The 15,233-nt window shown below is 39.5% G+C and carries 13 protein-coding genes; 6 read left to right on the top strand and 7 right to left on the bottom strand.

Annotated features, from left to right (window positions below):
- Positions 1-14 precede the first annotated feature (14 nt).
- The 4 genes from dnaE (at position 15) to tilS (ending at position 6,956) form a co-directional block, all read left to right on the top strand.
- On the top strand, positions 15-3,497 hold the full coding sequence (dnaE, locus tag ACNARN_RS11175) for a DNA polymerase III subunit alpha (protein ID WP_160230641.1): 3,483 nt from the start codon (positions 15-17) through the stop codon (positions 3,495-3,497).
- Positions 3,498-3,509: 12 nt separating this feature from the next.
- The gene (gene accA / locus ACNARN_RS11170; protein ID WP_416304462.1) at positions 3,510-4,469 is read left to right on the top strand and encodes an acetyl-CoA carboxylase carboxyl transferase subunit alpha; all 960 of its coding nucleotides are present in this window, start codon (positions 3,510-3,512) and stop codon (positions 4,467-4,469) included.
- A 239-nt stretch (positions 4,470-4,708) separates the two neighbouring features.
- On the top strand, positions 4,709-5,452 hold the full coding sequence (locus ACNARN_RS11165) for an SDR family NAD(P)-dependent oxidoreductase (protein ID WP_198630373.1): 744 nt from the start codon (positions 4,709-4,711) through the stop codon (positions 5,450-5,452).
- A gap of 172 nt (positions 5,453-5,624) precedes the next feature.
- Positions 5,625-6,956 (top strand): tRNA lysidine(34) synthetase TilS, encoded by a 1,332-nt coding sequence (gene tilS / locus ACNARN_RS11160; RefSeq protein WP_416304461.1) that lies wholly within the window; start codon positions 5,625-5,627, stop codon positions 6,954-6,956.
- A 33-nt stretch (positions 6,957-6,989) separates the two neighbouring features.
- Here tilS and rof read toward each other — a convergent pair whose 3' ends face one another.
- Positions 6,990-7,250: a Rho-binding antiterminator gene (gene rof / locus ACNARN_RS11155; RefSeq protein ID WP_109373127.1), complete on the bottom strand. Its 261-nt coding sequence runs from the start codon at positions 7,248-7,250 to the stop codon at positions 6,990-6,992.
- A gap of 262 nt (positions 7,251-7,512) precedes the next feature.
- On the opposite strand from rof, the gene nlpE reads away from it, so the two are divergent.
- Complete coding sequence (gene nlpE / locus ACNARN_RS11150; protein ID WP_160230640.1) at positions 7,513-8,193, top strand: envelope stress response activation lipoprotein NlpE; 681 nt, start codon at positions 7,513-7,515, stop codon at positions 8,191-8,193.
- A gap of 89 nt (positions 8,194-8,282) precedes the next feature.
- Here the strand turns inward: nlpE and proS are convergent, their stop codons facing one another.
- The 6 genes from proS to metN all read right to left on the bottom strand — a co-directional run bounded on the left by proS (position 8,283) and on the right by metN (position 14,281).
- Positions 8,283-9,998: a proline--tRNA ligase gene (gene proS / locus ACNARN_RS11145; protein WP_198620929.1), complete on the bottom strand. Its 1,716-nt coding sequence runs from the start codon at positions 9,996-9,998 to the stop codon at positions 8,283-8,285.
- Between the two features lie 478 nt (positions 9,999-10,476).
- Entirely contained in the window at positions 10,477-11,184 is a 708-nt protein-coding gene (gene tsaA / locus ACNARN_RS11140) for a tRNA (N6-threonylcarbamoyladenosine(37)-N6)-methyltransferase TrmO (RefSeq protein WP_198626180.1), read from the bottom strand.
- Entirely contained in the window at positions 11,181-11,591 is a 411-nt protein-coding gene (rcsF, locus tag ACNARN_RS11135; protein ID WP_109373131.1) for an Rcs stress response system protein RcsF, read from the bottom strand. The genes tsaA and rcsF overlap by 4 nt, the downstream gene beginning before the upstream one ends.
- A gap of 130 nt (positions 11,592-11,721) precedes the next feature.
- Positions 11,722-12,537 (bottom strand): MetQ/NlpA family lipoprotein, encoded by an 816-nt coding sequence (locus ACNARN_RS11130; protein ID WP_109373132.1) that lies wholly within the window; start codon positions 12,535-12,537, stop codon positions 11,722-11,724.
- Positions 12,538-12,603: 66 nt separating this feature from the next.
- Positions 12,604-13,257 carry a methionine ABC transporter permease MetI gene (locus ACNARN_RS11125; protein WP_109373133.1) on the bottom strand — a complete coding sequence of 218 codons (654 nt, stop codon included), beginning with the start codon at positions 13,255-13,257 and terminating at the stop codon, positions 12,604-12,606.
- Positions 13,250-14,281 (bottom strand): methionine ABC transporter ATP-binding protein MetN, encoded by a 1,032-nt coding sequence (gene metN, locus ACNARN_RS11120; RefSeq protein ID WP_099074391.1) that lies wholly within the window; start codon positions 14,279-14,281, stop codon positions 13,250-13,252. Before metN ends, ACNARN_RS11125 begins: the two co-directional genes overlap by 8 nt.
- A 192-nt stretch (positions 14,282-14,473) precedes the next feature.
- On the opposite strand from metN, the gene gmhB reads away from it, so the two are divergent.
- Positions 14,474-15,040: a D-glycero-beta-D-manno-heptose 1,7-bisphosphate 7-phosphatase gene (gene gmhB / locus ACNARN_RS11115; protein WP_109373134.1), complete on the top strand. Its 567-nt coding sequence runs from the start codon at positions 14,474-14,476 to the stop codon at positions 15,038-15,040.
- Positions 15,041-15,233: the final 193 nt, after the last annotated feature.

Below are 15,233 nucleotides of genomic sequence, written 5' to 3'. Positions count from 1 at the left end.
AGTAATTAAACACTATGGCAGATCCTCGTTTTATCCATCTTAGGGTACACAGCGATTATTCAATGATCGATGGATTGGCAAAAACAGGGCCTCTTGTGAAGAAAGTGGCTTCGCTGGGAATGCCTGCTTTTGCGATTACTGATTTCACTAACTTATGTGGGTTAGTGAAATTTTATGGTGCTGCACATGGTGCTGGCATTAAACCTATCATTGGTGCTGATGTTTACCTTGAAACAGAATTATTAGGTGATGAATATGCTCATCTTACTATTCTTGCCCGTAATAATGTAGGCTACCAAAACCTCACTTTATTGATTTCAGAAGCTTACAAACACGGTTATGGTGCTGTTGGACCGACGATTAAACAAGAGTGGTTAACAACCTACAAAGAAGGGCTCTTGTTGCTTTCTGGCGGTAGAATGGGGGATGTGGGTAAGTTCCTACTTCGCGGAAATCGCGCTTTAGTTGATCAGTGCCTTGAATATTATCAAACTCATTTTCCCGATAGTTATTATCTAGAGCTTATTCGTACAGGCCGTACTGATGAGGAAACTTATCTTCATGAAGCAGTAGCACTGGCTTCTGAAAAAGGTCTGCCCGTCGTTGCAACCAATGATGTCTGTTTTCTCGACAGTGATGATTTTGACGCACATGAAATTCGTGTCGCAATTCATGACGGTTTTACGTTATCTGATCCCAAACGTCCTAAGAATTATAGTCCTCAGCAATATATGCGCACAGAAGAAGAAATGTGTGAATTATTTGCTGATATACCTGAAGCATTAGAAAACAGTGTTGAAATCGCTAAACGCTGTAATGTCACGATCCGCTTAGGGGAATACTTTCTTCCACAATTCCCAACAGGGGATATGAGCACAGAAGATTTCCTCGTCAAAAAATCGAAAGAAGGTTTAGAAGAACGCTTAGCCTTTTTATTTCCCGATCCTGAAGAGCGACAAAAAAGACGCCCTGAATATGATGAGCGTCTTGATATTGAGCTGCAAGTGATTAACCAAATGGGATTCCCTGGTTACTTCCTGATCGTGATGGAATTTATTCAGTGGTCTAAAGATAACGGTGTTCCTGTCGGACCAGGGCGTGGTTCTGGTGCTGGTTCATTAGTCGCTTACTCACTCAAAATCACTGACCTTGATCCTCTTGAATTCGACTTACTTTTCGAACGTTTTCTTAACCCAGAACGTGTATCGATGCCAGACTTTGACGTCGATTTCTGTATGGAAAAACGCGATAGAGTTATCGACCACGTTGCTGAAATGTATGGTCGAGATGCGGTATCTCAGATCATTACATTTGGTACGATGGCGGCGAAAGCCGTTATTCGTGATGTTGGACGTGTTTTAGGCCACCCTTACGGTTTTGTTGATAGAATTTCAAAACTCGTTCCTCCTGATCCAGGTATGACGCTGGAAAAAGCGTTTGCAGCCGAGCCTCAATTACCAGAAATTTATGAAGCCGACGAAGAGGTTAAGTCTCTTATTGATATGGCTCGTAAATTAGAAGGTGTGACGCGTAATGCAGGTAAACACGCGGGTGGTGTCGTTATTTCACCAACGAAAATCACCGATTTTGCGCCACTTTATTGTGATGCTGAGGGAAATAACCCCGTTACACAATTTGATAAGAGCGACGTTGAATACGCGGGTCTTGTTAAATTCGACTTCTTAGGTTTAAGAACACTAACCATCATTAACTGGGCATTAGAGATGATTAATGCCCGACGAGCTAAAAAATCTCTCGAACCTGTTGATATTTCGGCGATCCCATTAACGGATCAGCGCAGTTTTGACATGTTGCAGCGTTCAGAAACGACCGCGGTATTCCAGTTGGAATCTCGTGGTATGAAAGATCTCATCAAACGCCTACGTCCTGACTGTTTTGAAGATATGATTGCACTTGTTGCCCTATTTCGTCCGGGGCCATTGCAATCAGGCATGGTAGATAACTTTATTGACCGTAAACACGGTGTTGAAGAGATCTCATATCCTGATGTTAAGTGGCAACATGAAAGCTTACAGCCCGTTCTAGAACCAACCTATGGTGTTATCCTATACCAAGAACAAGTTATGCAAATTGCACAGGTTCTTGCGGGATATACGCTAGGTGGCGCGGATATGTTACGACGCGCAATGGGTAAGAAAAAACCTGAAGAAATGGCAAAGCAGCGCTCTGTTTTTGAAGAGGGTGCTATTAAAAACGGTGTCGATGGTGAGCTTGCCATGAGGATCTTTGACTTGGTGGAGAAATTCGCCGGTTATGGATTTAACAAATCACACTCAGCAGCGTATGCATTAGTTTCTTATCAAACATTGTGGCTAAAAGCCCACTATCCAGCTGAATTTATGGCTGCTGTAATGACGGCTGATATGGATAACACTGAAAAAGTGGTGGGATTGGTTGATGAATGTTGGAGAATGGGCTTAAAGGTTCTTCCTCCTGATATTAATAGTGGTCTTTATCATTTCCACGTAAATGATGAAGGCGAAATCGTTTACGGTATTGGTGCCATTAAAGGTGTGGGTGAAGGGCCAATTGAAGCAATTGTAGAGGCGCGTCAGCAAGGCGGTCACTTTAAAGATATTTTTGATCTCTGTGCTAGAACAGAAACCAAAAAATTGAATCGCCGAGTGATGGAAAAACTGATAATGTCAGGCGCATTCGATAAGCTGGGACCTCATCGTGCTGCTTTAATGTCTTCATTAGAAGATGCATTAAAAGCCGCAGACCAACATGCCAAGGCTGAAGCAATAGGCCAATCGGATATGTTTGGTGTGTTAGCTGAAGCGCCTGAACAAGTTGAGCGTTCTTATGCCAATATACCTAAATGGCCAGACCAAGTCGTTTTAGAAGGTGAGCGAGAGACGTTAGGTTTATATTTAACAGGTCATCCGATCACACGTTATTTAAAAGAAATTGAACGATATGCGGCAGGAACGCGTCTAAAAGATTTAGTACCAACACCTCGTGGTCAAATGGTGAAGGTAGCAGGCTTAGTACTTGCTTCTAAAGTATTTACAACGAAACGCGGAAATCGGATCGGCGTTTGTACCTTAGATGATCGTTCAGGTCGCTTAGAAATTATGTTATTTTCTGATGCATTGGATAAATACCAACATTTATTAGAACAAGACAAGATTTTAATTGCTACTGGGCAGGTCAGCTTTGATGATTTCAATGGTGGGCTTAAAATGACAGTCCGCGAACTTATGGATATCAACGAAGCCCGTGAAAAATATGCACGAGGACTTGCTATCTCATTATCAGACAGGCAAATTAATGAGCAATTATTAAATCGTCTTCGCGGCGTTTTAGAACCTCATCGTTCAGGCACGATACCGGTTCATCTTTATTTTGAAAAGCATGATGCCTGCGCACGTTTACGATTTGGTGCGACTTGGCGTGTAACGCCAACAGATATGCTTTTAACGGATCTGCGAACTCTGCTGGGTAATGAGCAGGTAGAATTAGAATTTGACTAAAATAGGAATGTTATGAGTCTTAATTTTCTGGATTTTGAACAGCCAATTGCCGAGTTAGAAGCGAAAATTGATTCGCTAACCGCAGTTAGCCAACATGATGAAAAAATTGATATTAATATCGATGAAGAAGTTTCACGCTTAAGAGAAAAAAGCCTAGAGCTAACGCGTAAGATTTTTTCTGATCTTGGTGCATGGCAAGTAGCACAACTTGCACGTCATCCATTAAGACCTTACACACTGGATTATATTCATCGTATCTTTACTGACTTCCAAGAATTAGCAGGCGACCGTGCTTATGCTGATGATAAAGCCATTGTTGGTGGTATCGCTCGTTTAGATGGTCGTCCAGTGATGGTTATTGGGCACCAAAAAGGGCGTGAAACGAAAGAGAAAATCCGCCGTAACTTTGGTATGCCAGCGCCAGAAGGCTATCGCAAAGCGCTTCGTTTAATGGAAATGGCGCAACGTTTTAATCTTCCTATTATCACTTTTATTGATACTCCAGGTGCTTATCCTGGTGTTGGTGCTGAAGAGCGCGGTCAATCAGAAGCGATTGCACGTAACTTACGTGAAATGTCACGCTTTGACGTGCCAATCATCTGTACTGTTATTGGCGAAGGTGGTTCTGGTGGTGCACTGGCCATTGGTGTTGGTGATAAAGTGAATATGCTGCAATACAGCACCTATTCTGTTATTTCACCAGAAGGTTGTGCATCTATCCTTTGGAAAAGTGCTGATAAAGCACCATTAGCCGCAGAAGCGATGGGTATCACTGCAAATCGTTTAAAAGAGCTTAAGCTGATTGATACAGTTATTCCTGAGCCTTTAGGGGGCGCACATCGTCACTATGATGAAATTGCAGCGTCTTTAAAAGCACAAATCAAAGCTGATTTAGACGAGTTAGATGCATTTGAATCAGAAGAGCTAACAAACCGTCGCTACCAACGTTTAATGGAATACGGTTACTGCTAATAGCACCACGTTATTCAAAAAGTAAAAGAAAACCTCATGTTGATAACATGAGGTTTTTTTGTCTCTAAAAACTATCCTCATTGAGATAATAAAATGAGGTTATATTCACTATAATGCATTATATATCAATGTGTTAAGTTGATCTCAAAAACAATATTAATTCACTTTTTTACTAAAAGAATAATCAACCCTATCTATTATTTTATAGGGTCATTTACTTCTTTTGTGAGGAAAAAGCGATGATATCGTTTAATGGTAAGGTTGGGATAATTACAGGTGGTAATAGCGGGATTGGATTAGCTTCTGCGGAAAAGTTTCTATCTTTAGGCGCATCTGTTGTTATCACTGGCAGTAATTTAACCCGAGGGCAAAAAGCAGAAAAATACCTAAAAGAAAAAGGGCTTTCGGGTGAATTTATACAAATGGATGTGAAAAGTGAAAAAGAGAACGAACAACTTATTGATTATGTAGTAAATAAATATGGGCGACTGGATTTCATCTTTGCTAATGCTGGTATTTTAACTGATAACATCGCAGATAAATTAGAATATGAAAAATGGAAAGGAGTATTAGACGTTAATCTTAATGGGCTCTTTCTGATTAATCGTGCAGCTATTCAATATTGGCTGAAAAACAAACTATCAGGTGCAATTGTTAATTGTAGCTCGATTTGCTCTTTTGTTGGTCAACACGAGTTTCCTGCCTATTGTGCATCAAAAGGTGGTGTTAAATTACTGACACAAACACTTGCTATTGATTATGCAAGCAAAGGTATTCGTATTAATGCGGTTTGTCCAGGTTATATTGATACACCTTTATTAGAAGGGCGTGAACTAGATAAGCAAAAGTTGGCGACATTGCACCCGATTGGTCGTCTTGGTACGCCAGAAGAAGTGGCTAATGTTGTAGCATTTTTGGCTAGTGACGCAGCTTCGTTTGTCACTGGAGCCTCTTATTTGGTCGATGGTGGTTTTACAGCATAAATAGCTTTTGTTCAAAGGCAGAATAATCAATATTCTGCTTTCTTTGGCTCTTTCTATGAGCCATTCAAGATCCTTGGATATGGTATTAATTGCAGGAATGCTTTGTATTCGTGCAAAATCAGGTAGAAAAGCTTAACATAATCATCTGAATTCACAGATAAATGATAATGCTATGGAACTGGAAAACTGTTCACTTCTTGAAGAAATCAAACAACAGATTGATCCTTACACTAAAATTTTGGTGGGTTTTAGTGGTGGGGTAGATTCAACAGTTTTATTGCATGGGCTTGTTCGTTTGCGTGATGAATTCCAGTTACCTTTAGAATTAACAGCTATCTATATTCATCATGGATTAAATATCAAAGCAGATGATTGGCTTGCCCACTGTAAACAATATTGTCAGAAATGGCGTGTCGATTTTATCAGTGAAAAAGTGAATGTAGACCCTAAAGAAGGCGGTCTTGAGAATGGTGCAAGAGAGGCGCGTTATCAAGCTTTTCGCCGATATTTACAGCCACAACAAGTATTAGTGACTGCTCAACACCAAGATGATCAAGCTGAAACTTTTTTACTGGCTTTAAAGCGAGGCAGTGGCCCTGCTGGATTGTCTTCAATGCCTGCCAAGATGGTGTTTGAGAATAGTTATTTACTTCGACCATTACTTAATATTACTCGTGAGCAAATCGAGTCCTATGCGACAGAGCAACGATTAATTTGGATAGAAGACGATAGTAATCAAGATGATCGTTATGATCGCAATTTTTTACGATTGCGTGTTATGCCCTTACTAGCTCAACGTTGGCCTCATTTTTCACAAGCGGTAACTAGAAGTGCTGCATTGTGTGGTGAACAAGAAGCACTACTAGACGAACTATTAGATTCTGAACTTAATAGTTTAATGGACAGTGAACACAGCTTAGATATTAATCAACTTGCCCATTGTAGTGTTATAAAGCGCAATGCTTTACTGAGGCGCTGGTTTGCTAAACACAATAAAACCATGCCTTCAAGACAACAAATATTACGACTATGGCAAGAAGTGGCTTTAGCCAAAGCGGATGCTGAACCTAGATTACAATTTTATCAAGATGAAGTCAGACGTTATAAACAGCGCCTTTATCTAGTTCCAATCATTAAAGAGCCTGCTGAGCATGCTATTGAGTGGTCGCTCAATGAGCCTTTATGTTTACCTAATGGATTAGGTGCTCTATCACTCGTAGCCGAAACTGGAAAAAACACTGTCAGAAAGCCTTCGAGTGATGAAAAAGTCACTGTGCGTTTTGGTTTAACACAAGCATCTTTACGTATTGTAGGGCGAGAGCATGCTCGACATAGTAAAAAGATTTGGCAAGAGCTTGAAGTTGCACCTTGGCGTAGAACCCGGATCCCTTTGATTTATTATAATGATACGTTAATTGCAGCTATTGACACATTTGTTACTTTTGAGGGAAAAGCAACATCAGAACACGCTATTACTATTGAGTGGCGAAAGGCTCATGAATGAACAACCGCCAGTTGGCGGTTGTTCTTTATTCGGTTATTCCGATTTTATAACAATTGTCCCAAGTTCGGGATTAGAAAAGCTGGCAATAACATCCAGTCGTAAATCTTTAGAGCCTTCAGACGTTTTGACTTTTAGGTATTCAACTTTCTTGCTTAAGAAAAGGTCATCCGCAACACCTTCAATAAGCTCACCATCATGCAGTTCAATATGGAGCGCTAAACCACGCTGGCATGCTAACTCCAGATACTCATAATCATCACAGTTAATTGGTTGATATTCTGTATTTGTTGACATATTCCCTCACCACTCTTTCGTGGCGGTGTTGCCGCCAGTGAATAATTCAGAATAAAATCATTATGCTGTTATTCGATGTGAGCACAATAGTTATTATAATAATTTTCTGAAATAGTTCTTTATTCGAAGTGATTTGAGAAATAATTAACAATTATGGGTGCATTTATCTTAAAGCTTGTTTTATTGCCCCCTTTTATTTTAAAAAATGTTAGAATCATATAGAGAATGATTTATTAAAAAGTACCCAGAATGTAGGGAGTCGATGATGGGGAAAAAATTTTTATTTGCAGCCGTTGCTGCTGGGTTATTTATACTGTCAGGTTGCCAAAATAATATTGGCTTATCACTTGATGGAAAAATTGTAGACCAAACTTACAACAGTATTCTGCCTTGTGCCGATTGCTCTGGCATCGACACGACAATTCTTGTTAATCAAGATGGCTCTTATGTTATGGAGCAAAGCTATCAAGGTTCACCTGATGATAAACGTAGTTTCTTTGAATCAGGAACATGGGTATTAGGTAAAGATAAGCTGACATTGACTAATAGTTATGGTGAGAAGAGCTATTATTTACCTCGTGAAGATAAATTAGTCATGCTTGATATTGATGGCAACGTTATTAATTCAGAACTAAATTATACTTTAGCTAAGGTTCAACCTAAACAGCTTGCCGGCGAGTTCACTTATTTTGCTGATGCAGGTACGTTTAAAGATTGCCAATCAGGGCGTGTTTACGCAGCCAGTGGTATTGAATTGGAAAAAGGCTATTTCTCAACGGGTGTTGAGGGTGGAACACCTGTTTACCTCGAAGTAAATGGTTATTACAGTATTCGTCCTTCAATGGAAGACGGTCAATATGACCGAGCTTTAGTTGTTGCAGATGAAAAACCTCGTTTTAATCGTCATGGTTCTTGTGGAAATCATCGTGGTAGCAGAAGCTAAGTTTTAGTTATTCTATTCCTAATAAAAAACCCGCTTTTGCGGGTTTTTTGTTGCTCAATGAAGCCTCTTATCGTCAAGAGGCTTAATGATTAAGCGAGTTGCTCTTTGATAAAGGCAACAACATCATCAACATTGACTAGTGATTTATCATCACTACGACGTGCTTTATATTCGATTTGATTGTTATCGAGGTTACGATCACCAATCACGATCGTGTGTGGAATACCGATAAGTTCCATATCAGCAAACATTACACCCGGACGTTCTTTACGATCATCAAACAGAACATCAATACCTTGAGCACGTAATTCGTCATAAAGTTTGTCAGCGACTTCTTTAACACGATAAGAACGATGCATATTCATTGGTAAAATAGCAACTTGGAATGGTGCAATCGCATCTGGCCAAATAATACCGCGAGCATCATGATTTTGTTCAATAGCGGCAGCAACAATACGAGTTACACCGATACCATAGCAGCCCATAGTAACGATTTGGTTATGACCTTCTTCGTTTTGTACGGTTGCTTTTAATGCTTCTGAATATTTTGTGCCAAGTTGGAAGATATGACCAACTTCAATACCACGTTTGATTAGTAATGTTCCTTTACCGTCAGGGCTTGGATCGCCTTCAACAACATTACGGATGTCTGCAATTTCAGCAACAGGTAGGTCACGCTCCCAGTTGATACCAAAATAGTGTTTACCATCAACGTTTGCACCTGCACCGAAATCACTCATCACAGAAACAGAACGATCCATAATAACAGGTAGTGGCAGATTAACTGGGCCTAATGAACCTGGACCTGCATTTACAGCTTGGCGAATCTCAGCTTCAGTAGCGAAAGTTAAAGGTGCTGCAACGATAGCGCATTTTTCTGCTTTAACTTCATTAAGTTCGTGATCGCCACGGACTAATAATGCAACTAATGGGTGACCACTCTCTTTTGTACCATGAACAATCAGTGTCTTAACTGTTTTTTCAATTGGTAGATTGAATTGTTCAACTAATTCAGCAATTGTTTTAGCGTTTGGTGTATCCACTAAACGTAATTCTTCAGTTGCAGCAGCTCGTGGAGTTGCAGGCATTACTGCTTCTGCTAATTCGATATTGGCTGCATAGTCAGAGCCAGTTGAGAAGACGATGTCATCTTCACCGCTGTCTGCTAAAACTTGGAATTCATGAGAGGCATTGCCACCGATAGAGCCTGTATCTGCAAGTACTGGACGGAAATCTAAACCAATACGTGAGAAAATTTTGCTGTAAGCTTCATACATTCTGTCGTAAGTCTCTTGTAAAGACTCTTGAGAGATATGGAAAGAGTAAGCATCTTTCATGATAAATTCACGAGAACGCATAACACCAAAACGAGGGCGTACTTCGTCGCGGAATTTAGTTTGAATTTGATATAAGTTCAGTGGAAGTTGTTTGTAAGAGGTAATTTCATTACGAACAATATCAGTAACAACTTCTTCATGAGTTGGGCCTAAAACGAATGGGCGCTCACCTCTATCTGAAAAACGCAGTAATTCAGGGCCATACTGTTCCCAACGACCACTTTCTAGCCATAAGTCAGCGGGTTGAACAACGGGCATTGAAATCTCAAGAGATCCTGCGTTGTCCATCTCTTCACGAACAATTTTTTCAATTTTTCTTAGAACACGAACCCCTGTCGGCATCCAATCATAAAGACCAGAAGCGAGTTTACGGATCATGCCTGCGCGAAGCATAAGTTGATGGCTGACAATTTCTGCATCAGCAGGTGTCTCTTTTAAAGTAGAGAGCAAATAGTGGCTAGTACGCATTATTAGGTTCCATTAGAACAAAAATACTTAGGCTGACTGTCACGCCAGTCTATATCAATATAATTAGAGAAAGACTCTAGAGCGTGTTTATCTTTGCTGCTTATTTTTACAGCAAAAGAAATTTATAAAACAAGCAACATATTCAACATTTTGGGTTTGGGCATTGATTGATATTAACAATGACCACTTAAAAATAAAAACAGCCCTACGGGTTCGATTAAAAGACGTTTCACTCATTTTATTCTGCATTGAGAGGCGCTAGCCTAGTTCACTAGGCGGCGAGCCCCTCTCCTTGCCTAAAATGCTTTTAATTCGAATAAAAATCGACCATCAAAGGTCAACACGCTCTAGTCTACCAGTGACTTAGGTCTGCCAAAAGGGGCAAAGCATTTTTTTCAATCTGATTTGTCTAAAGACATGAGAATGACTCTCAGATTAGATTATTCATGATAGCAATATCAATGAAGATAATAGCAAGTTACCGCGGTTCTACACTAAGAACAAGTGTCTGTTGTCCATTGACTTGCCAGCGAACATTGAATTCGAGTAAGTGTACCGCATAAATTCTATCATTTTGTTCTCCCTTTTTATAAGCAGGACGAGGATCTTGCTGTAATACTTGGGTAATAAAGCGTGAAAGATGAGGGTATTCACTTGCATAGTGTTGCAGTTGTTCGGATGCAATCTGTGAAAAGAAAACTGGCATTTCGTTATTAGGGGCTTCTTGTGCAAACCCTGCAATCGCATTTGGACGAGATTCTGCAAACGGTAAATAAGGTTTGATATCAAGAATAGGAGTGCCATCCACTAAATCGAGACTGCCTAATTCTAAAATAACAGACTGATTTTCGGCATTTACTTTTTTTAATTCAACTAACGACATACCAATTGGATTAGGACGAAAGGTTGAACGGGTGGCGAAAACGCCAATCTTTGCGTTTCCACCCAATCTCGGTGGGCGAACCAAAGGATGCCAACCTTGTTGTGCTGTTTGGTGAAAAACAAACAGTAACCAAAGGTGGCTAAATTGTTCTAAACCTCTGACTGCATCGGGGTGATTATAAGGGGTATGTAGAATAAGTTGACCGCCGCCATCCTGGACTAATCCAGGTTGGCGTGGAACGGCAAATTTTTCTTTATAAGGGCTTGAAATATACCCTATAGGATTCATTTGGTAGGTGTTCATTTTGTAATGAGTAGGGCTGTGCCTTCACAAATGGCGGATTGATAGCAACCTAAGCCTGTGACAATTTGGCATTCATGCAATAAAACGGCATTCGCATTTTTGTAAGCCGCTTTTGTTGCCATTCTTTTTTTAGCAATAGGTAAACTTGCTGGTGGGTCTTGTAATGTTTGACGACAAGACTCGCCAGCGACAATACCGAGATCTTTAAAAGGTGCACCTAAAAGGTCTTCTGTTTTTTCAACAATACGCACTGAAGGTAAAGTTTGTGACCTCGGTTTTTGTGGTTGTCCTGGTTTATTTAAACGCATATCCGTAAATTTAGACTGATCAACATCAGATGATTTTTGCATTGAACAGCCTGTCATAAACAGCGCCATGATGCCAAGAAGTAGCAAGCGCATGTGCATGGGTTATATCCTCTTTATTATTGTCTATACAAAAATTAAACGGCACTAATTTAATGCAAATTAGCCAAGTAAAAAAGAGAAAGGCGAACAAATGTCCGCCTTTTTTATAATTAAGTTAAATTTTAACGTATTACCAGCCTTTTACAGCACCGCCGTTAAAGATTTTATTTGCAGCACTATCAACTTCATCAGTTTGGTAAGCTTGAATAAATTTCTTCACATTCTCACTGTCTTTATTATCTTCGCGAGCAACAATGATATTTACATATGGAGATTCTTTGTCTTCAACAAAAATACCGTCTTTTGCTGGTGTTAAGTTTACTTGGCTTGCATAAGTGGTATTGATTACCGCCAAATAGATTTTTTGATCATCTAATGAACGTGGTAATTGAGGTGCTTCTAATTCTACTAATTTTAGATTTTTAGGATTTTCAATAATATCTAAAGAAGTCGGTAATAAGCCTACACCATCTTTTAATTTAATTAATCCCACTTTTTCTAATAACAGCAGTGAACGACCTAAGTTAGTTGGATCGTTAGGGATAGCCACTTGAGCGCCATCAGGTAAATCAGCTAAATCAGTAATTTTTTTAGAGTAACCCGCGATAGGGTAAATAAACGTATTTCCTACCGCAGTAATCTTGAAATTACGATCTTTAATTTGTTGATCCAAATAAGGCTTGTGTTGGAATGCATTAAGATCGATATCACCACGACTTAATGATTCATTAGGCATTACGAAGTCATTGAAAGTAACGAGTTCTACATCAAGACCATATTTATCTTTAGCAACTTGTTTTGCTACTTCTGCAACTTGTTGTTCAGAGCCAGAAATAACACCAACACGAATATGGTTTGGATCTTTTTCTTTTTCACCACAACCAGCTAATACTAATGCGCCAACTAAAGCACTTACGACTGCGAGCGATTTAAATTTCAATGACATACATTTACCCTTATTTGATCTGTTAATTAAAAGGTTTCGATTTAATAATTGAAACCTTCAATCTAATTATTTATGTGTTGTCAGCTTCACTAAGCGATCGCCGAAAAACTGAATGATAAAAACAAGAATAACGAGTAGAACAATCACAATATTCATTACAGTTGCATTATAGCCAACGTAACCATATTGATAGCCAATTTGACCTAAACCACCTGCACCAACAGCACCACCCATCGCTGAGTAACCCACTAATGTAATTAGTGTAATGGTTGCAGCATTAATCAAGCCTGGTAAAGATTCTGGTAATAAAATTTTCTTAATAATTTGCATTGGTGTTGCACCCATAGAACGAGATGCTTCAATTAATCCTTGTGGGATTTCCAATAGCGTATTTTCGACCATACGAGCAATAAAAGGTGCTGCGGCAACAGTTAATGGCACGATGGCTGCTTGCAAGCCAATAGATGTTCCTACAATCAAGCGAGTAAAAGGGATCATCCATACTAGTAAGATAATAAAAGGGATAGCCCTAAAAATATTCACAAGTGCTGAGATAACACGATAGGCAGGTGGATTTGCCATAATTTGTTCAGGACGAGTGACATAAAGTAAAACACCAAGTGGTAGCCCGATGACAAAACCAAAGAAGCCTGAAACGAAGGTCATGACTAAGGTTTCCCAGATCCCACTAATTAATAAATAAACCATTCCTTCAGACATAACCGAGAACCTCTACTTTCACATGATGCTCTTCTAAAAACGCAATCGACTTTTCAGTATTACCATTCTTACCGTGTAGCTCAGCTAACATCACGCCAAACTTCACACCACCGGCATAGTCCATTTGTGAACTTAAGATATTAATATCTGCGTCAAAACGACGAGCAACGATGGACATTAATGGTGCATCAACGGATTGACCGTTAAATTCAAGTTTCAATAATGGGAACAAACCTTCTTCCCACTCTGGTTTCATACGTTCTTTGTAATCTTCAGGAATATCCAATTGTAGTGTTGATTGGATAAAAGCCTGAGAAACAGGTGTTTTTGGATGAGAGAAAACTTCACTCACTGCATCACTTTCAACTAATTCACCACCACTTATTACTGCGACTTGATCACAAATGCGTTTTACAACGTCCATTTCATGAGTGATTAATAAAATGGTGAGGCCTAAACGACGGTTAATGTCTTTCAGCAATTCTAAAATAGAACGTGTTGTTGCTGGATCAAGTGCGCTGGTGGCTTCATCACACAACAAAACGTTGGGTGAATTTGCTAATGCACGCGCTATTGCAACACGTTGCTTTTGTCCACCAGATAAGTTTGCTGGGTAATACTCTTTCTTATCTGATAAACCAACTAATTCAAGTAATTCATTAACACGCTTATTAATCTCAGCGCGAGGTGTGTTATCAAGTTCTAATGGCAGTGCCACATTATCAAATACGGTACGTGAAGACAGTAAGTTGAAATGTTGGAAAATCATGCCAATACCACGACGTGCTTTCGTTAATTCTTTATCAGATAACTTTGTGAGATCACGCCCATCAACAAGCACTTCACCTGAAGTGGGTTTTTCTAACATATTCACACAACGTATAAGTGTACTTTTACCCGCACCTGACGATCCGATAACACCAAAAATCTGCCCTTGTGGCACATGCAGGTTAATATTTGATAGCGCTTGTATAGAACGCTCTCCCTGCTTAAATACTTTGTTTATATTCGTCAGTTTAATCATTTTTTTCTTTATATAAGTAGATATGGGACATAAAGACTATTCTGCCCGAGTTAAAATAGATGTTAAGGCGTCTAGACGGCTAAGTCAATAAAAAAGAGTTGAAGACTAATAAAGAAAGAAAGCCGTGGATATCATTCTCTATATAAGAAAAAACATGCGATACTAATAAAAATATCTAAATGGAGTAATGCTGTGAGCAAGGGGATTTCTGCGATTTTCTTAGATCGCGATGGAACTATTAATATAGACCATGGTTATGTGTCTGAAATTGATAACTTTGAATTTATCGATGGCGTGATTGAGGCAATGGCTGAATTAAAAGCTATGGGATATGCCTTGGTACTAGTGACTAATCAATCGGGCATTGGGCGTGGCTACTATAGTGAAGATCAATTTTTACACCTAACAGAGTGGATGGATTGGTCTTTGGCAGATAGAGGTGTTGATTTAGATGGTATCTATTATTGTCCTCATCATCCTGACGCCACTGTAGAAGAATATAAGAAAGAATGTGATTGTCGCAAACCAGCCTCAGGTATGTTTATGGATGCAAAAGCACAATTAAACATCGATATGGCTTCTTCTTATATGGTTGGCGATAAAAAAGAAGATATGTTGGCAGCAAAAACTGCGGGAGTGGGTCATAAAATTCTTGTTCGCACTGGAAAAGAGATAACTGAAGAGGCACAACAGTGTGCAGATTTTGTTCTCGATAGCCTTGCAGACTTGCCAAAATGGCTAAAAAGCCACAAAAAATAGGCACTTCGTTTAATTTACCAACAAACGAACATTTTTTTTAAAAAAAACTATTGCCAGCCTCAGAAAACTCCCTATAATGCGTCCTCGTTGTCACGGCACAGGGCGCTAAGCGAACTGACTGAGAGAACGAAGAAAAAAGTGAAAAGCCTTGAAAATAAACGCTTGACACTGAATGAGGAAGATGTAGAATGCA

This window comes from Proteus sp. TSJ240517 (assembly GCF_047921575.1).
Classification (GTDB): Bacteria; Pseudomonadota; Gammaproteobacteria; order Enterobacterales; family Enterobacteriaceae; genus Proteus.
The sequence above is the reverse complement of the archived record's forward strand: the minus strand, read 5'-3'. Positions and strand labels throughout refer to the sequence as shown.